The following is a 16,966-nucleotide window of genomic DNA, read 5'->3' on the forward strand; positions in this document are numbered from 1 at the left end:
TCACTCCAACGAGTAGACGCCAGGATGACCCGAGCGGCCACGGCGGCCGAATCGTAGGCGCTTGCGGCCCGCGCTCGGAAGGTCTTTAAACCTTCCTTAAAGTACGCGGGCTGTGCCCGGAAAATGTCGGCCTCGGAGGTGCTGCCGGACAGGGCGCGGGTAATGCTGGGCCATGAAATCGACCTGGAAACCCCACGAGAAGCACGGCGGCCTGTCGGACAAGGACAAGCGCGAGCTGCCGGAGACCGTCTTCGCGTTCCCCGGGAAACGCAAGGAACCGATGACCGATGCCAGTCACGTCCGCAATGCCGTCGCCCGGTTCGATCAGGTGCAGGGCGTCACCGACAAGGACCGGGACCTGGCCTTCCAGAACATCCTCGCCGCCGCCAAGCACTACGGTGTCGACGTCGCCGAGACGAACTGGCGTCAACTCGGCAAACTCCCGCACACACCGAACCCCGCCCACTGACGGACACCCACACGAACTGGCTCGCTGACCGGATGGGTTCGCCTCCGCTGGGTAAGCGGCGCGGATGCCCGCCAAACAGGAGCCGGCAGCTGACAACGATCAGCCCCCGCACCGGGCGTCCCGGGTCGACCGCACCTGGGCCGGCCTCGGTGAGCGGGTGCGGCACGGGCTGCATTCCCGCGCCTGGCGCCTCCGCCTCTACGGGCTGCTCGCCGTGCAGGCCGGCGTCGCGGCGACGATCGCCTGGTTCGTGGGGTACCAGTTCCTGGACAATCCCGCCCCGGTGCTCGCACCCACCACCGCGGTCGGCATCGTGGCCGCCGCGATGGGCTCACGCCTGCGGCGTACCGTCGAGCTGCTGGTCGGGGTCGTTCTCGGGCTCGCCGTCGGTGACACGCTCATGCCGCTGTTCGGCATCGGTGCCTGGCAGACCGGCCTGGTCGTCGTCCTGGCGATCATCGTCGCCATCCTGCTCAAGGGTGGTGGTTCACTGCTCACCCAGGCTGGTGGCACCGCGGTGCTCATCGCCACCCTGGAACCGCCCGTGCGCGACCTGTCCGTCCCACGCTTCGTCGACGCGGCGGTCGGCGGGTTGGTCGGGTTGGCGGTCGGCCTGTTGGTGGTGCCCATCCACCCGCAGCGGACGGTGCAGCGGCTGGCCGAACCAGTCCTCGACCCGGCCATCGTCGCCATGCACGACCTGGCCGCGGCGCTGCGCCTTCGGGATCTTGACGGCGCCCAGCGGAGCCTGGAGGCGTTACGGGGCCTCGGCTCCCGGCTGACGGCGCTGGACGAGGGGCTGGGCGCCGCGCAGGAGGTGGTGCGACTGGCGCCACTGCGCTGGCGGGAGCGCCCCTCCCTGGCCTACTACACCGATGCCGTCCGACACATGGAGCGCACCCTGTACGGCGTGCGCGCGATCGCGAGGAGGCTGACGAAGGCCCTGCGGGACGGCGAACCGGTGCCAGAGGAGCTCCCCGTGGCCATCGACGTGCTGGCCGACAGTGTGCAGACGCTGCGGTGCGCCATCCGCGCGCGGGCCGAGCCGCAGCAGGCGCGCCAGCAGATCCTGACCGCCGTCGAGCTGGTCGGTAAGGCGCAGGGGCCCGCCGCGCCGGATCCCACCCGCCCACACACCCACCGGTTGGGTTACTCGGGCATGATCGCCGCAGGTGATTTTCGTACCTCGGCACACGACCTGCTCATGGCCAGCGGGTTGGACGCCGACGAGGCGGCAGCCCTGGTGCGGCGGACGGTGGATCGGGACGAGTGGGACTGAGCCCCGATCACCCGTCAGGTCGCCTTGAGGGACGCGAGGACGTCGAGGTAGTGCGGGTTCCGCATGACGCCCAGCACGTTGCCGAACGGGTCGACGACCGCCGCGGTGATGAACCCCTCGTCCCCGTGCGGTGTTATCGGTTGGTACTCGGTGGCACCCATCGCCAACAGCCGCTCGACGGTCGCGTCGAGGTCGTCGACGCACCAGTGCATGACCACGCCGCCCGGCCCGGTCGCCGCGCCGGCCGGTGCGTACCCGCGGTCGATGATGCCCAGTTCGGCCTGGTAGTCCCCGACCCGGAACTCGGTGTAGGCCGGGCGTCCGTCGGGGCCGGGGCGCATGAAGTACGCCTCGACGCCGAGGAAGTCCGCGTACCATGCCGTGGCCGCTGCCACGTCGTCCGCCCAGATGTTCAGGGTGGCAAATCCTCGCAGGCTCATCAGGTGTCCCCTCGTCGATGTCGTTGGTGTCGACGCTATCGACGATTGCGGAAGGTTTGCTTCCGCAATGAGCGGTGGGTCTCGACCCGGTCGAGCCGCAGGCAGCATTTTTCGACGGTTCCCGGGTAGTCGCCGCTATTGCCAGTACTGATGGCGGGGGACAGCGTGGACAGCTACCCGGCAGTCGAGGACCACGGTCTGATCGGTGATCTACAGACCGCGGCACTGATCACCAAGGACGGTACTGTCGACTGGTTCTGCGCGCCCCGCTTCGACTCACCGAGCATCTTCGGCGCGCTGTTGGACCGCCGCAAGGGTGGCCACTTCCAGCTGTCGCCCGACGGCATCGACTACGCGAGCAAGCAGCTCTACCTGCCCGGTACACCGATCCTCATCACCCGCTTCCACAGTGCCGACGGCGTGGGCGAATTGTTGGACTTCATGCCCGTCACGGGTGAACGGGCCACCAACCGGCACCGGTTGATCCGGCTGGTTCGCATGATCCGGGGCAGCATGCCGTTCCGCTTCGTCTGTCAGCCCCGGTTCAACTACGGACGCGATCCGTTCGAGCTTGAGGTGCACCCCGAGGGCGACGTCTTCCGGAGCCAGACACTGAACCTCACCCTCACGCTCTTCAAGGATGCGAAAGGGCTGATCGACGCGGGGGCCATCCACCGCGACGCGCAGGGCGTATCGGCTCGGTCCACCCTGCACGCGGGTGACATCGGCGGAGTGGTCGTGGAGACGGCCTGCCCGCACGCGCCCCGAGCACTCAGCACTGAGGAGGCGTGCGAACTGCTCGCCGAAACCCGCGACTTCTGGCGGCGGTGGGTGGACCGTTCCCGCTATCGGGGCCGTTGGAGGGAGGCAGTCGAGCGATCGGCGATGACTCTCAAGCTGATGACGTACGCGCCGACCGGCGCCCTGGTCGCCGCGCCCACCGCGGGGCTACCCGAGCAGATCGGCGGGCAGCGGAATTGGGACTACCGCTACACCTGGATCCGGGACGCGTCCTTCTCCGTGCACGCGCTGCTCCGCCTGGGCTTCACCGACGAGGCCGAGAAGTATCTGCTCTGGCTCGACGCGCGCATCCGGGACGCACGGGACCCCGATCTGCCCCTCCAGATCATGTACCGGATCGACGGCTCACCGGACCTGCCCGAGGAAGTGCTCAGCCATCTGGAGGGATACCGCGGGTCGGCACCGGTGCGCATTGGCAACGGCGCGTCGGGCCAACTGCAACTCGACATTCACGGCGAGGCGCTCAACTCCCTGGAACTCGCCGACCGGAATGGCCTGATCGCGCCGTACGAAGGGTGGCGGAAGACGGCAGAGCTGATGGACTGGCTCTGCGAGCACTGGGACCAGCCCGAGGACGGCATCTGGGAGACCCGGTCCGGGCGGCAGGAGTTCACGTACGGACGGATGATGTCCTGGGTGGCGCTGGACCGCGCCATCCGCCTCGCGCAGCGCCGTGGGCGCCCCGGTGACACCACCCGTTGGACGACTGAACGCAACACCATCTACGAGCAGGTCATGAAGCGTGGCTTCCACCCGGGGCGTCAAGCTTTCGTGCAGCACTACCGCACAGACATCCTGGACGCCTCGCTGCTTGCCATGCCCGGGCTCGGCTTCATCTCGCCGATGGACCCGATGTGGGAGTCGACACTGCGGGCAATCGACGCCGAGCTGGTCTCCGACAGCCTCGTCTACCGCTACGACCCGAACGCCTCTCCGGACGGCCTCGCCGGCACCGAGGGCACCTTCAGCATGTGCACCTTCTGGTACGTGCAGGCCCTCGCCCAGGCCGGCCGGATCGACGACGCGCGGTTGACCTTCGAGAAGATGCTCACCTTCAGCAACCCGCTCGGCCTCTACTCCGAGGAGATCGCGCCGACCGGTGAGCAGATCGGCAACTTCCCGCAGGCATTCAGTCACCTCTCGCTGATCAGCACAGCGACTCACCTCGACGACCTGCTCGACCAGCAGCGCTGACCGTCCACGTCAGAACAGCGTCAGCGGCTCGACCGGGATCGGCTCGGGCAACGCGTCGAGCCCGGGTACGCGTGCCCGTACCTCGTCGTGGAACCGGCGGGCGAGTGCCGGCGCGTCGGCGTTGTCCGGGGTGTGGATGAACATCGTCGGCGAGCGTCCCTCGCGGAGCCAGGTGACGGTCACGTCGACCCACCGCTGCCACCCCTCGACCGTGCGCGTCGGGTCGTCGCGGCCGAGGTAGCGGACGATCGGCCGGTCGGTCAGCGCGAGGGACCGGAGCGGCAGGCGCGGCTTCTTGGTCCAGGCGTCCCGTTCCGCGTCGCTGGTCGGCGGGTTCGTGAAGAAGGCGGTCGTGTCGAAGGGGATCCACTCGGCGCGGGTGGCGGCGAGGGTCGCCCCGAGCAGTCGGGCCCCGGCGGCGTCGGTGAAGAACGCGGGGTGGCGGACCTCCACCGCGTACCTGTGGGACCGCGGAAGCTGCTCCAGGAAACGGCCCAGGGCCGGGACGTCGGCGGGCGCGAACGAGCCGGGCAGCTGGATCCAGAGGGCGTGGGCGCGCGGGCCGAGCGGCTCGATGGCGTCGAGGAACGCGCGCAGCGGTTCGCCGACGTCGGTGAGTGACGTTCGTGCGTGATGACCTTGGGCAGTTTGAGGACGAACCGGAAGTCGGGATCCGTCTGCGCGGCCCAGGAGGCCACGGTGTTCCGGGCCGGGGTCGCGTAGAACGTGGTGTTGCCCTCCACGGCGTCGCACCAGCTGGCGTAGTGCCGCAGGCGCTCGGTGGGCGGGAGGCGATGGCCCGGCCACGACCGGTGACTCCACATCGCGCACCCCACGTGCAGACGCATGACCGCCCTTCCCCGCCGATGACCGCGCTCGACCGGAGCCCACCGTATACGGGCCGGCGGACCGGCCCGGGCCCACGGTGCGGCAGATAGGGTCCGAGGCCATGCGTGTGCTGTTCGCCAGTCTTGCGTCCGTCGGCCACACCTATCCGCTGATCCCGCTGGCGATCGCCGTCCGGGATGCCGGTCACGAGGTCCACTTCGCCGCCGGTCCGGAGGTGCACCCGCCGCTGGCCGCGCACGGCCTGCGGCCGTTCCGTCCCGGCGACGCCTTCTACGAGGTGTACGCCGAGGACCTCGCACCCGAGTTGGCGCGGCTGCGGCCCGACCTGGTGGTGCACGAGTGGGGGCTGCCCGGGGCGGCCGTGGCGGCTCATCGGGCCGGGATCCCGGGCCTGTGGCACGGCTTCGGCCGGATGTTTCCCGAGGGCATCGGCCTGGAGCTGCCCACCAGGAACGCCGAGGTCGTCGGCCGACCGCACCTGGACATCTGGCCGCCCTCGCTCCAGGACAAGGACTTCCTCGCCACGCAACGTCGGATCGAGCTGCGGCCGGTCGCCTTCTCGCCCCCGGCCCCGCTGCCCGACCGGGTGAGCCGTCGGACGTCCCGACCGTTGGTCTACCTGACTCTCGGCACCGCGTTCGGTACCCCGGAACTGCTCCGCACCGCCGTCGCCGGCCTGGCGTCGCTGGACGCCCAGGTGGTGGTCGCGGCGGGCCGGGTGCCCCTGGAACAGCTGGGCGAGGTTCCGGACAACGTCAGCGTCCACCCGTGGGTGTCGCAGGCGGAGTTGCTGCCGCTCGTCGATCTGGTGGTGCACCACGGGGGCAGCGGCACCACCCTCGGCGCGCTCGCGGCTGGCGTACCGCAGTTGCTGCTGCCGCAGGGCGCCGACCAGTTCGCCAACGCCGAGACGCTCGCCGCCGCCGGTGTCGCCCTGCGGCTCCTTCCCGACGAGGTGGACGCGGGTGCCATCGCCGAGCAGGTCCACCGGCTGCTGCCGCGGCATGGCAACGCCGAGCAGCGTGACGCGGCCCGTCTGATCGCCGAGGAGATCGCCGGCATGCCCTCGCCGGCGGCCGTCGCGCAGCTCCTGCCGGAGTACGCCGCCTGACCGGAGCCGGAATCGTCAACTCAGGGTTGACGTGACGAGCGCGTCAACCTATGGTTGACGCATGACGGATCCTCTTCAGATCGGTAACACGGTCAAGCTTGACGACCTGATCCAGGCGATCAAGAAGGCGCACACCGACGCGCTCGACCAACTCACCGACGCGGTCATCGCCGCCGATCACCTCGGCGAGGTGGCCGATCACCTGATCGGGCACTTCGTCGACCAGGCCCGGCGCTCGGGCGCCTCCTGGACCGACATCGGCCGCAGCATGGGTGTCACCAAGCAGGCCGCCCAGAAGCGCTTCGTGCCGAAGGCGACCGACGCGGGTGCGCTCGACCCCAACGCCGGCTTCGGCCGGTTCACCCCTCGCGCCCGCAACGTGGTGATGGCCTCGCAGGAGGAGGCCCGTGCCAGCGGCAACGTCGAGATCGGCCCCGAGCACCTGGTGCTGGGCCTGCTGGCCGAGCCGGAAGGGCTGGCAGCCAGGGTGATGGCTGGTCGCGGCGCCACCCCCGAGGTGGTGCGGGAGGCGGTCGGTGCCGTCCTCCCACCGCGGGCGGAGCAGGTTCCGGACCTCATCCCGTACGACGCGCGCGGCAAGAAGGCGTTGGAGCTGACCTTCCGGGAGGCGCTGCGCCTGGGGCACAACTACATCGGCACCGAGCACCTCCTGCTCGCCCTGCTGGAGCAGGAGGATGGCGAAGGCGTGCTCACCAACCTCGGCCTGGACAAGGCGACGGTCGAGGCCGACCTGGCCGCCGCCCTCGCCGCCGTCGTCGGGAAGAAGTGAGAACCCGGGGTCAGGACGCCTCAGGGAAGCCGTAACGCAGGGCGTGCTCCGGATCGGCCGGGTCGATCTGGCGTACGCCCGCGTCGGCGAGGCGCTTGTTGACCTCGTCGAGTTGCTCACGCACCAGGCGGGCCTCCTCCTCGGTGACCCGGCCCCGGTGCGGCTTGCCGGCGTGCTCCAGCGTGCCGTAGTCGATCTTCTCGGTGCTCTTGCGGGCCTTGGGTGGGCGGACCCGCTCGGCCGTCTTCAGCAGCTGCGCCATCGGCACGTCGGTGGCCATCGCGTCGAACTCGCTGGCCGTCAACACCACCCGGCGGGGCTCGCCGCCACCGTGCCGGTCGTGGATCTCCACCACCGCCACGTCCAGTGCGGCGTCGTCGATGTTCTCCACCTCGCCCGGGGTCGCGTCCAACTGCACGGGCCCGGCGACCAGGTCCGGGTGCTCCAGCACGACGATGCGGACCACCTCGTCGTCCTGCTGCAGAACCGTGCCGGTGAAGTCGGAGACGTGGATCGTCTTCTTGCCCATGCGCGGAGCTTCTCCTGTCGTAGGCCGGGATGGCGGACCACAAGAAATTACCCGACAGGTGTGCGAAAGCCGCCGCTGGACCTCCTCCGGTGTGTCGCCCCGGACCACCGTCAGAGGCTCCCATCCGATGGCTGGCCGGTGACAGCGTCAGTGGGTGTTCAGGCGGTGCCGACTGGAGCTGCCGACGGGCAGCTTGTTCAGTCCGGCCCACGACAGTGCCCCGCCGCCGACCGTCCTGGGGTTCCGGTAGCGCGGCTGGGGCGGATTGCCTCCGACGGCCTCCGCGGCCCGCCAGAGTCGTTCGGGGTCCTGCTGGTAGTGGTCGCTCGGCTGAATCGGCATGTGTTCACCGTCCCAAACAAAGGTGTCCAGGTATGGAAATACATATGACGGTCGATTCGTGCGGCTGGTTCCCGCACCCCCGGCCCACTCGGCCCTGACGTATCCTGCGCCCGGCCCTGCCGTCCGGCGTACGGTGATCCACGACGGGTCGGGTGACGGGGAGGTGCGCATGCTCGACCGGCGCCTTCAGCTGCACCTGGCCACCTGGCTCGGCCAGTGGCCGGCCGGGCCGGGGTTGCACGTGGTCGCCTCGCATCGGCGGGCCGAACCGGCCTGGGATGGCCGGCTGCGCCCCGCGCTCGCCGTGGACACCGGGCAGAGCGCAGTGCTCTCCGTGGCGCCGGACCGTGTGGCGGCGATCCGCGCGTTGATTCGCCGTACGCCGGCTCGGCTGCTCGCCGCGCTGCCGGAGGCTGTCGGTCGGCCCGATTTCTGCGTGCACGATGGTCCCTTCCGGTGGAGCCTGGCACCTGCGCCGCTGGCCGATGTGGGGGAGTGGACCGAGCCGACCGCCCCGGGGCTGCCGCCGTGGCTGCGACTCTTCGACCGGCCGGTGCTTGTGGTCCGTGACCCGGACGGCGCCTACCTGGCCGGTGCCGGGATCAAACGGCACGACGCGTACGGGCACGAGTTGGCCGTCGGCACCGTGCCGGCCGCCCAGGGGCGCGGTCTCGCCCGTCGATTGGTGGCCCAGGCTGCGCGGCGGGTGCTCGACGAGGGGGCGGTGCCCACCTACCTGCACGAGCGGGACAATCACGCGTCGGCCCGGGTTGCCGAAGCGGCGGGTTTCCCGGACCGGGGCTGGCGCGCGTACGGGGTCTATCCGCGCTGAGCGGGCATTGGGCGCGGACCGTGGATCCCGGGCCGGATCCACGGTCCGCAACCTCCCCCCAGGCCCCGGTTCCGGGTGTAACGGCCGCCGCCGTGGGCGAGCCGCTACGTGTCGATCACGCTACGTATCTAACCGGCTCGGGGCAAGGTTGGAGCTGTCGGTTCGGAGTGTCGAAAAGCGGACTTGACCTGCTTCTTCGTCGATCGAGGGCGCCGGCCGGCTCAGTGACGGAGCGTGCGAATCAGGTCGAGCACCTGTCGGGTCACCGGCCGCAGGACCCGGAGCCGCGACAGCGCCACGAGCCGGTCGATCAGTGGTACGGCCCCGGTGTGGTGCTGGCGCGCGCCACCCGGCCGAGCCCTCGCGCCCGGCCGGGGAACGCCGAGGCTCAGCCGGCCAGGCCCAGCACCTCGGCCGCCGCGCGACCGTTGGCGTGGCTCGCACCGTAGGTGGTGACGAAGGCGCGTACGCCCGCGGGCCGCCACTGCGCCGGCCAGCCCATCTCCACCACTGTCACCGTGTGCTGGGCCGCCAGGTCGGCGATCAGCTCCGGGCCGCCGGGCAGTCGGTGCAGGTGTCGCCCGACCAGCACGATGGGACGGTCGCCGGCCAACCCGCGTAGCGTCGCCGGGTCGGTCTCGGTGGCGATCACCCGGATCTCCGGCACCCCGTCCAGGTGTGGACCGAGGCCCCACGGCACCCGACCCTCGGCCATCGTCGACTCCGTGTGCAGTTGCACCACAAGTGGCTGGTCCAGGCCGGTGAGCAGGCCGTCCACCCGGACCGCGCGGCGCGCCGCCGCGTACCCCAGCTCGGTGTCCCCGGTGGCCGGTGACGATCCGCCGGCGGCCCGGGTCCAGGCGGCGAGGTCGGCGGCGCGGCCGGCGGCCTCCTCGACCCGCGTCCTCGCGAGCCGGCCGTCGGCGAGCGCGTCGACGATCTCGGCGGCCACCCGCTCGACCAGCTCGGCGTCGACCTTCGCGCCGATGCAGAGCAGGTCGGCGCCCGCGCTCAGGGCCCGGACCGCGGCCGGCCCGACCCCGCCGGCGGCCACCGCCGCGCCCTTCATCTCCAGTGCGTCGGTGATGACGGTGCCGGTGAAGCCGTACTCGGTGCGCAGCAGGTCGACCAGGACGGCCCGGCTGAAGGTGGCCGGGTCGGCGCCGGTCAGCTCCGGCACCCGGATGTGCGCGGTCATCACGGCGCGCGCCCCGGCGGCGACGACGGCCGCGAACGGCGGGAGGTCCCGCTGGCGGAGCAGGCCCAGCGGTGCGTCCACGGTGGGCAACTCGTGGTGCGAGTCGGTGACGGTGGCGCCGTGCCCGGGAAAGTGCTTGGCGCAGGCGGCCACGCCGGCGGCCTGCAACCCGGCCACGGCGGCGGCCGAGTGGGCGGCCACCCGCACCGGGTCCGCGCCGAAGGAGCGGGTGCCGATCACCGGGTTGTCGTCGGCGGTGTTGACGTCCACGGTGGGAGCGAGGTTGACGGTGATGCCGAGTGCGGCCAGCTCCGCGCCGATCGACTGGTAGACCCGTCGGGTGAGGGCCACGTCGCCGATCGCCCCCAGGGCGGCGTTGCCCGGGTACGGGCTGCCGGTGGCGTGCGCCAGCCGGGTCACGTCGCCACCCTCCTCGTCGATGGCGATCAGCGCGTCCGGTCGACCGGCGCGCAGCGCGGCGGTGCTCGCCGCCACCTGCGCGGGATCGTGCACGTTGGTGCCGAACAGGGTGTGCCCGGCCAGGCCCTCGGCCAGCAGGTCGACAGCCCAGTCCGGCGGGACCGGTCCCGGGTACGCGGCCAGCAGCGTGCCCAGCGCCAGCCGGCGCAGTCCTGGATCCAACCCCACGTGATCTTCCCCCTTCGGTGCCCCGCGGGTACGAAACGTCGTACCGGTGGTGGTCTTGGCCCTGCCGACTCGGCGGAGCGTCCCACCGTCGAGTGGCCGTTACGCTACGGCTACCCGTTCGCAGGTCGGTTTACAGTTAGCAAAGTTTACTAAAACTAGAGGACGTGTCATGAGTGCGACCCGGCTGCCCGGCACCCCCCGTCTGTTGCGGGCGCTCAACGACCGTGCCGCGCTGGAACTGCTCCTCGAACGCGGCCCGCTGACCCGGGCCCGACTCGGCGAGCTGACCGGGCTGTCGAAGGTCACCGCCTCGCAACTCGTCGAGCGGTTGGAGGAGCGCGGCCTCGTCGCCCGGGTCGGCGAGCAGGCCGGCGGGCGCGGGCCGAACGCCCAGCTCTACGCGGTCCGCCCCGGCAGCGCCCACGTGGTCGGCGTGGACGTCGGGCCGGACCGGGTGGTGGCCGCGTGCGCCGACATCACCGGTGCGGTCATCGGCCGGGTGGAGCAGTCGACCCGGGACACCGACGACCCGGTGGGCGTGGTGCACAACGCCGTGGTGCAGGCGGCGAGCAGCGCCCAGGCGCAGCTGAGCAGCGTACGGCGGATCGTGCTCGGCACGCCGGGCCTGGTCGACCCCGGCACCGGCGACATCACCTTCGCCTTCAACCTGCCGCGCTGGCACAGCGGGTTGCTGGCCGCCCTGCGGGACGACCTGCACACGCCTGTGGTCTTCGAGAACGACGTCAACCTGGCCGCGGTGGCCGAGGCACAGTCCGGCGCAGCCCAGGGGCTGTCGGACTTCGTGCTGGTCTGGGTGGGTGCCGGCGTCGGCCTGGCGATCATGCTGGGCGGGCGGTTGCACCACGGCAGCAGCGGTGCGGCCGGCGAGATCGGCTACCTGCCGGTGCCCGGCGCGCCCATCCCGCGCGACGTCTCCCGTCGCGCCAAGCCGGCCTTCCAGCAGTTGGTCGGCGCGGACTCGGTGCGCGCGGTGGCCCGCGAGCACGGCTACCCGGACGCCGACGCCGCCGAGGCGGTCCGCGCTGCCGTCGCGGCCGGCGCCGACGGCGGCCCGATGCTCGACGAGCTGGCCCGTCGGCTCGCGCTCGGCGTGGCCAGCACCTGCGTGGTGCTGGACCCACCGCTTGTCGTGCTCGCCGGCGAGGTGGGTCAGGCCGGTGGCGCGGCGCTGGCCGACCGGGTGCAGCAGGAGGTGGCGGCGATCACGCTGGTCCAGCCGCGAGTGGTGCCGACCGGGTTGACCGAGGAGCCGATCCTGCACGGCGCGCTGCGCACCGCCCTGGACGCGGTGCGCGACGAGGTGTTCGGCTCCACCGTCGGCTGAGCCCGCTGCGGCGGTCATGTGAAGGAATATTTCACCGCGCGTCCGCAGGGTGCAAGCTCTTGCCGCGCGCCGTCGGACCCCGGTCCGGCGGGCCGCCCGTGGCAGGACGGGCGGCCCGGTGAAGCCTCAGATCAGGTCGCGACGACGGAACATGGCGAACGCCGCCGCGGTCAACCCGCCGGTGATCGCCAGCAGCACCAACAGCGCCGGCACCCAGGTCACCGTGTAGAAACCCTCGCAGTAGGGGCCGTCGATGCTGCCCCGGCAGAGTTGGTCGTCGTAGAACCGCGCCCCGCCGTTGAGCCACGCTCCGATGTGGCTGGAGACCATGAACAGGTCCGGCTTCGGCGCGTCGACGATCTCCAGGACCAGCCGGCCGCCCAACTCCCAGACCACCGCGTACGCGGCGAGCGCGCCGAGCGCCGCCGACGTGTGCCGGCCCAGCGTGGCGATCGCGAAGCCCAACGCGGAGGACAGCAACACCAGCAGCAGCCCGCGGCCGTGCACCGCGCCGAGTGAACGCCAGAACTCGCCGTCCAGCCGGCCCGGCAACCCGGCGGTCTGACCGATCACCCAGAACGTGGCGAGGTAGGCCACCGACGCCAGCAGGGCCAGGACCAGCACCGTGCCGAGCAGGGTGCCCAACTTGGCCGCGAGCACCGTCATCCGGCGAGGTCGCCAGAGCAGCAGGTTCACCACGCCGCCCGAGGTCAGGTCCGCGCCGATGTAGGAGGCGCCGACCAGGAACCCGAACAGCACCAGGAACGCGACAAGGAAGTACAGCAGCGGCCGGGCCTGCTCGGCGAAGGTGAACACCCCCGGCAGGAAGTCGGCGGGGATCGGCAGCCGATCCTGGCGGATCGGGTCGATCGCCGAGCAGTCGTTCGGGAAGAGCTCGTCCGTGTCGGCCGGCAAGGTGCCGTTCTGGCGGGCCAGGCACTCCTGGTGGGTGGCCTCCAGGTCGCGCCGCGCCTCGGCGGCCTGCGCCCGCGCCGAACTCAGTTCACCGGCGGTCGGCTTGTGGGAGCCCGCCATCGTGGTCGCCGCCGTGACGGCGAACGCCAACGCCAGGAGGACGACCATGAGCTGCACGAAGCGACGCGCGGACAGTCGCTCCAACTCGGCACGCACCAGGTTCACGCGTCCACTCCCCGATCGAGGTCGATCACAGCTTCGCCCTGCGGCAGCGACGAGTCGTCCACCTGCCGAGGCACCGACGGATGCTCGTACGCGCCGGTCAGCTCCAGGAAGACGCTCTCCAGATCCGGCCGGAGCGGCGTCAGCTCACCCACCCACAGCCCCTGCTCACCGAGCACCCGACTGACCACCGTCGGGTCGCTCACCCCGCCCACCACCAACGCCCCGCCGTCCACGACCGCCGTCAGCTCGGCCGCGTGCAGCAGCTCCACGGCCCGCTCCGGCTCGGCCACCCGGACCAGGAACTCGTGCCGGTCATGGCCCGCCAGCACCTCGTCCACCCGGCCGGTCGCGACCCGCCGACCCCGGGAGATGATCGTGACGTGGTCGCAGATCAGCTGGATCTCGCCCAGGATGTGACTGGACACCAGCACGGTCACCCCGCTGGCCGCCAGCGACCGCATCAGGTCCCGCATCTCCCGGATGCCCGCCGGGTCCAGCCCGTTCGCCGGCTCGTCCAGGATGAGCAACCGCGGGTCCTTCAGCAGCGCGGACGCCACCGCGAGGCGCTGCTTCATGCCCAGCGAGTAGCCCCGCACCCGGTCATCGCCCCGATCGTGCAGGCCCACCAGGTCCAGCACCTCGTCCACCCGCGAGACCGGCACTCCACCGGCACGGGCCAACAACCGCAGGGTGCGGTAGCCGGTGAAGTTGCCGAAGAACTGCGGGCTCTCCACGATGGCGCCGACCTGGCCGGCCACCCGGGTCAGCAGCTCCGGCGACGGTTCGCCGAGCACTGTCATCCGGCCGCTGTCGGCGCGTACCAGCCCGAGCAGGGCCCGCAGGGTGGTGGTCTTGCCCGAGCCGTTGGGCCCCAGGAAACCGTGAACCTGGCCCTCCTCGACCAGCAGGTCGAACCCGTCCACCGCAACCCGTCGGCCGCCGCGCATGCTGTGGAAGGTCTTGCGCAGACCCTCGATCTCGATGACCGCGCTCATCGGCGCGGCTCGGTACGTCGACGGGGCATGGGCCGTCCTTCGGGCTTGGTGATCAACGACACGGCGCTTCACCCTATGGCCGAGGTGCCGCCCATGGGGGGCACCCCGGCGCTGCGTGGTTGGATGGTGCGGTGACTGGTGACCTGATCCCCGGCGCTGCCGGCGCCGCGCCTGCCGCCGCTTTCGTGGACCCGGATCTGGTGGTCAGCCTCGACGGCGTCGGCGTACGCCGCTCTGGCACCGCCCTTTTACAGGACCTGACCTGGCGCGTCGAACTGGACGAGCGGTGGGTCGTGCTCGGCTCCAACGGCGCCGGCAAGACCACGCTACTCAACCTCGCCGCCGGCCGGCTGCACCCCACCACGGGTGTCGCGCACGTGCTCGGCGAACGGATCGGCCGCACCGACGTCAACGAGCTGCGTACCCGGATCGGGCTCACCACCGCCGCGATCGCCGAGCGACTGCCCGCCGACGAACGGGTCAGCGATGTGGTGGTGACCGCCGCCTGGTCGGTGGTCGGCCGCTGGCGGGAGAACTACGACCGTGGCGACGAGGCGCGGGCGCGGGCACTGCTGAGCCAACTCGGCGTCGGTGGCCTCGCCGAGCGCCGCTACGGCACCCTCTCCGAGGGCGAGCGCAAGCGGGTGCAGATCGCCCGTGCCCTGATGACCGACCCGGAGCTGCTGCTGCTCGACGAGCCCGCCGCCGGGCTCGACCTGGGCGGTCGGGAAGACCTGGTCGCCCGACTGGCCGAGCTGGCGTACGACCCGGACGCCCCGGCGATGGTGCTGGTCACCCACCACGTCGAGGAGATCCCGCCCGGGTTCACCCACGCGCTGCTGCTGCGCGAGGGTGGGGTGGTCGCCCAGGGTCTGCTCGCCGAGACGCTGACCGGTGACAACCTCTCCAAGACCTTCGGGCTGCCACTTGTGGTCGAGCGGTCGGGCGACCGCTTCACGGCTCGCGCCGCCTGAGCGCCGGACAGGCGGAGACGGCCGTGCCGCAGACCCGGGTCGCCGTGGTGGGCAGCGCCAACATGGATCTGGTCGCGATGGCACCCGCGCTGCCACGACAGGGCGAGACCATGCTCGGCACCGACTTCGTGATGGTGCCCGGCGGCAAGGGCGCCAACCAGGCCGTGGCCGCGGTCCGGGCCGGTGCCTCCTGCACCTTCCTCGGCGCGATCGGCTCGGACGCCTTCGGCGTCACCCTCAAGGCCCGCATCACGGCGGCCGGTGTGGACACCAGTCAGCTGCGCGTGGTCTACGGCGCGTCGGGGGTGGCGCTGGTGATGGTCAACGCCCAGGGGGAGAACGCCATCGTGGTCACCCCCGGCGCCAACGACGCCCTGGTCGGCCTCACCGAGGAGGAACTGGCCACGGTGCGCGCGGCCGACGTCCTGGTCGCCCAACTGGAGATCCCGGTGCAGACCGTGACCGCCGCCGCGGTGGCCGCCCGCGACGCCGGCACGAGGGTGATCCTGAACGCCGCCCCGGCGCGGGACCTCCCGCCCGAGCTGCTCGCCGCCGTGGACCTGCTGGTCGTCAACGAGGGCGAGGCGCAGGCACTCGCCGGCCGAGGTCGGGAGGAGCCCCGCGCGCTGCTCGACCTGACCCCCCGGGCCGTGCTCACCCTCGGCGGTGAGGGCGCCTGGTACGTCGACCGGGACGGCACCGAGGTGCACGTGCCGGCGGTACCTGTCGACGTGGTCGACTCCACCGCCGCCGGTGACGCGTTCACCGCCGCGCTGGCCGTCGGCTGGGGCGAGGGGCGCGACCTGGTCGACGCGGTGCGCTGGGCGTCGGCGGCCGGCGCTGCCTGCGTCCGCAAGCTCGGCGCGTCGGTGGCGCTCCCGCGACGTGCCGAGATCGACGAGCTGTACGTACCGGCCTGAGCGCGTGCCGCGCTGGGCCGGTGTGGCTCGCGCGTTGGGCCGGCCCGAGCGCGTCGGCCGGTTATGCCCGCTGGCCCGCGCCGGTGCGGAAGGCCCGGCGGTACGCCGACGGTGAGGTCAGCATGACCCGGCCGAAGTGGTGCCGATAGGTGACCGGCGTGTCGAAGCCCACCGTGCGGGAGACCTGCTCGACCGGGGCGTCGGTCTCCTCGAGCAGCGTCAGGCTGGCGCGGATCCGCTGGTCGATCAGCCAACGGATCGGGCTGGTCCCGGTGGCCCGGGCGAAGTGCCGCAGGTAGGTGCGGGACGACATGTGCGCCCGCCCGGCTAGCTGGGCCACGCTCAGCGGCTCGGCGAGATGGGCGAGCGCCCAGTCGATACTGCCCGCGATCCGGTCGTCGTCCGGGTCGGCGGGCACCGGCGCCTCGACGAACTGGGCCTGCCCGCCGTCGCGGTGCGGGGGGATCACCAGCCGTCGGGCCACCGCGTTGGCGATCGCCGCGCCGTGGTCACGCCGGACCACGTGCACGCAGAGGTCCAGCCCGGCCGCGCTGCCGGCACTGGTGAGCAGGTCACCGTCATCGAGGTAGAGCACGTCCGGGTCCACCTCGACCCGCGGGTAGCGGCGCGCCAGCAGCTCGGCGTACCGCCAGTGGGTGGTGGCCCGTCGGCCGTCCAGCAGCCCCGCGCCCGCCAGTGCGAACGCGCCCGAGCAGATCGACATGATCCGGGCGCCGCGCCGGTGCGCCCGGCGTAGCGCGGTGATCAGCTCCGGCGACGGGTCCGCGGTCACGTCCGGTACGCCGGGCACGATCACCGTCCGCGCCACCGCCAGCTCGCCCAGGCTGTACGGGGTGTGCAGGCTGGCTCCGCCGACCACCGGCACCGGCCCCGGCTGCTCGGCGCAGAGCACCAGGTCGTACCAGTCGACGTCGAACTCGGGCCGGGGCAGCCCGAACACCTCGGTGACGATGCCGGTCTCGAACACCGACATCCCCGGGTACGCGAGCACGGCCACCCGGTGCGCGGCCGCCGGTCGGCGGGGCGTTGGCAGCGGGCGCGAGCCACTGGTCGTGGCCGGGATCGGCATGGCGGGATGTTAGCGCAGGA

The 16,966-nt window shown here is 71.9% G+C and carries 16 protein-coding genes and 1 pseudogene; 9 read left to right on the plus strand and 8 right to left on the minus strand.

What is annotated here, in order from left to right:
• Window positions 1-172 precede the first annotated feature (172 nt).
• Both ACFYL6_RS05375 and ACFYL6_RS05380 read left to right on the plus strand, forming a co-directional pair.
• Window positions 173-469: a DUF6582 domain-containing protein gene (locus ACFYL6_RS05375; RefSeq protein WP_091393391.1), complete on the plus strand. Its 297-nt coding sequence runs from the start codon at window positions 173-175 to the stop codon at window positions 467-469.
• A gap of 64 nt (window positions 470-533) precedes the next feature.
• Complete coding sequence (locus tag ACFYL6_RS05380; protein ID WP_387167785.1) at window positions 534-1,748, plus strand: aromatic acid exporter family protein; 1,215 nt, start codon at window positions 534-536, stop codon at window positions 1,746-1,748.
• Between the two features lie 14 nt (window positions 1,749-1,762).
• On the opposite strand, the gene ACFYL6_RS05385 is transcribed toward ACFYL6_RS05380, so the two are convergent.
• The gene (locus ACFYL6_RS05385) at window positions 1,763-2,188 is read right to left on the minus strand and encodes a VOC family protein (protein ID WP_387167788.1); all 426 of its coding nucleotides are present in this window, start codon (window positions 2,186-2,188) and stop codon (window positions 1,763-1,765) included.
• 165 nt (window positions 2,189-2,353) lie between these two features.
• On the opposite strand from ACFYL6_RS05385, the gene ACFYL6_RS05390 reads away from it, so the two are divergent.
• Window positions 2,354-4,183 (plus strand): glycoside hydrolase family 15 protein, encoded by a 1,830-nt coding sequence (locus tag ACFYL6_RS05390; protein ID WP_387168262.1) that lies wholly within the window; start codon window positions 2,354-2,356, stop codon window positions 4,181-4,183.
• Window positions 4,184-4,192: 9 nt separating this feature from the next.
• Here the strand turns inward: ACFYL6_RS05390 and ACFYL6_RS05395 are convergent.
• A pseudogene (locus ACFYL6_RS05395) lies at window positions 4,193-5,007 on the minus strand (DUF72 domain-containing protein).
• 125 nt (window positions 5,008-5,132) lie between these two features.
• On the opposite strand from ACFYL6_RS05395, the gene ACFYL6_RS05400 reads away from it, so the two are divergent.
• Both ACFYL6_RS05400 and ACFYL6_RS05405 read left to right on the plus strand, forming a co-directional pair.
• Complete coding sequence (locus ACFYL6_RS05400; RefSeq protein WP_387167791.1) at window positions 5,133-6,143, plus strand: glycosyltransferase; 1,011 nt, start codon at window positions 5,133-5,135, stop codon at window positions 6,141-6,143.
• Between the two features lie 61 nt (window positions 6,144-6,204).
• Complete coding sequence (locus tag ACFYL6_RS05405) at window positions 6,205-6,933, plus strand: Clp protease N-terminal domain-containing protein (protein ID WP_387167794.1); 729 nt, start codon at window positions 6,205-6,207, stop codon at window positions 6,931-6,933.
• 10 nt (window positions 6,934-6,943) lie between these two features.
• Here ACFYL6_RS05405 and ACFYL6_RS05410 read toward each other — a convergent pair whose 3' ends face one another.
• Together ACFYL6_RS05410 and ACFYL6_RS05415 are read right to left on the minus strand one after the other, a co-directional pair.
• Window positions 6,944-7,462: a hypothetical protein gene (locus ACFYL6_RS05410; protein WP_210781043.1), complete on the minus strand. Its 519-nt coding sequence runs from the start codon at window positions 7,460-7,462 to the stop codon at window positions 6,944-6,946.
• Between the two features lie 147 nt (window positions 7,463-7,609).
• Complete coding sequence (locus ACFYL6_RS05415; protein ID WP_387167797.1) at window positions 7,610-7,804, minus strand: DNA repair protein; 195 nt, start codon at window positions 7,802-7,804, stop codon at window positions 7,610-7,612.
• A gap of 169 nt (window positions 7,805-7,973) precedes the next feature.
• Between ACFYL6_RS05415 and ACFYL6_RS05420 the strand changes: the two genes are divergently transcribed.
• Window positions 7,974-8,636: a GNAT family N-acetyltransferase gene (locus tag ACFYL6_RS05420; protein ID WP_387167800.1), complete on the plus strand. Its 663-nt coding sequence runs from the start codon at window positions 7,974-7,976 to the stop codon at window positions 8,634-8,636.
• Between the two features lie 388 nt (window positions 8,637-9,024).
• Here the strand turns inward: ACFYL6_RS05420 and ACFYL6_RS05425 are convergent, their stop codons facing one another.
• On the minus strand, window positions 9,025-10,482 hold the full coding sequence (locus ACFYL6_RS05425; protein ID WP_387167803.1) for a glycoside hydrolase family 3 N-terminal domain-containing protein: 1,458 nt from the start codon (window positions 10,480-10,482) through the stop codon (window positions 9,025-9,027).
• Window positions 10,483-10,651: 169 nt separating this feature from the next.
• Between ACFYL6_RS05425 and ACFYL6_RS05430 the strand changes: the two genes are divergently transcribed.
• A complete protein-coding gene (locus ACFYL6_RS05430) occupies window positions 10,652-11,827 on the plus strand; it encodes an ROK family transcriptional regulator (RefSeq protein ID WP_238659066.1) in 1,176 nt (391 codons plus the stop codon).
• 126 nt (window positions 11,828-11,953) lie between these two features.
• Here the strand turns inward: ACFYL6_RS05430 and ACFYL6_RS05435 are convergent, their stop codons facing one another.
• Together ACFYL6_RS05435 and ACFYL6_RS05440 are read right to left on the minus strand one after the other, a co-directional pair.
• Window positions 11,954-12,967, minus strand: coding sequence for an ABC transporter permease subunit (locus ACFYL6_RS05435; protein WP_387167806.1), 1,014 nt, complete (start codon window positions 12,965-12,967; stop codon window positions 11,954-11,956).
• On the minus strand, window positions 12,964-13,962 hold the full coding sequence (locus tag ACFYL6_RS05440) for an ABC transporter ATP-binding protein (protein WP_387167809.1): 999 nt from the start codon (window positions 13,960-13,962) through the stop codon (window positions 12,964-12,966). The genes ACFYL6_RS05435 and ACFYL6_RS05440 overlap by 4 nt, the downstream gene beginning before the upstream one ends.
• Window positions 13,963-14,093: 131 nt before the next feature.
• Between ACFYL6_RS05440 and ACFYL6_RS05445 the strand changes: the two genes are divergently transcribed.
• Together ACFYL6_RS05445 and ACFYL6_RS05450 are read left to right on the plus strand one after the other, a co-directional pair.
• Window positions 14,094-14,936 carry an ABC transporter ATP-binding protein gene (locus ACFYL6_RS05445; protein ID WP_238659063.1) on the plus strand — a complete coding sequence of 281 codons (843 nt, stop codon included), beginning with the start codon at window positions 14,094-14,096 and terminating at the stop codon, window positions 14,934-14,936.
• 23 nt (window positions 14,937-14,959) lie between these two features.
• The gene (locus tag ACFYL6_RS05450; RefSeq protein ID WP_387167812.1) at window positions 14,960-15,856 is read left to right on the plus strand and encodes a ribokinase; all 897 of its coding nucleotides are present in this window, start codon (window positions 14,960-14,962) and stop codon (window positions 15,854-15,856) included.
• A gap of 61 nt (window positions 15,857-15,917) precedes the next feature.
• Here the strand turns inward: ACFYL6_RS05450 and ftrA are convergent, their stop codons facing one another.
• A complete protein-coding gene (gene ftrA, locus ACFYL6_RS05455; RefSeq protein WP_387167815.1) occupies window positions 15,918-16,946 on the minus strand; it encodes a transcriptional regulator FtrA in 1,029 nt (342 codons plus the stop codon).
• Between the last annotated feature and the right edge of the window lie 20 nt (window positions 16,947-16,966).

The sequence above is a fragment of the Micromonospora sp. NPDC007208 genome (genome assembly GCF_042869175.1).
Classification (GTDB): Bacteria; Actinomycetota; Actinomycetes; order Mycobacteriales; family Micromonosporaceae; genus Micromonospora; species Micromonospora foliorum.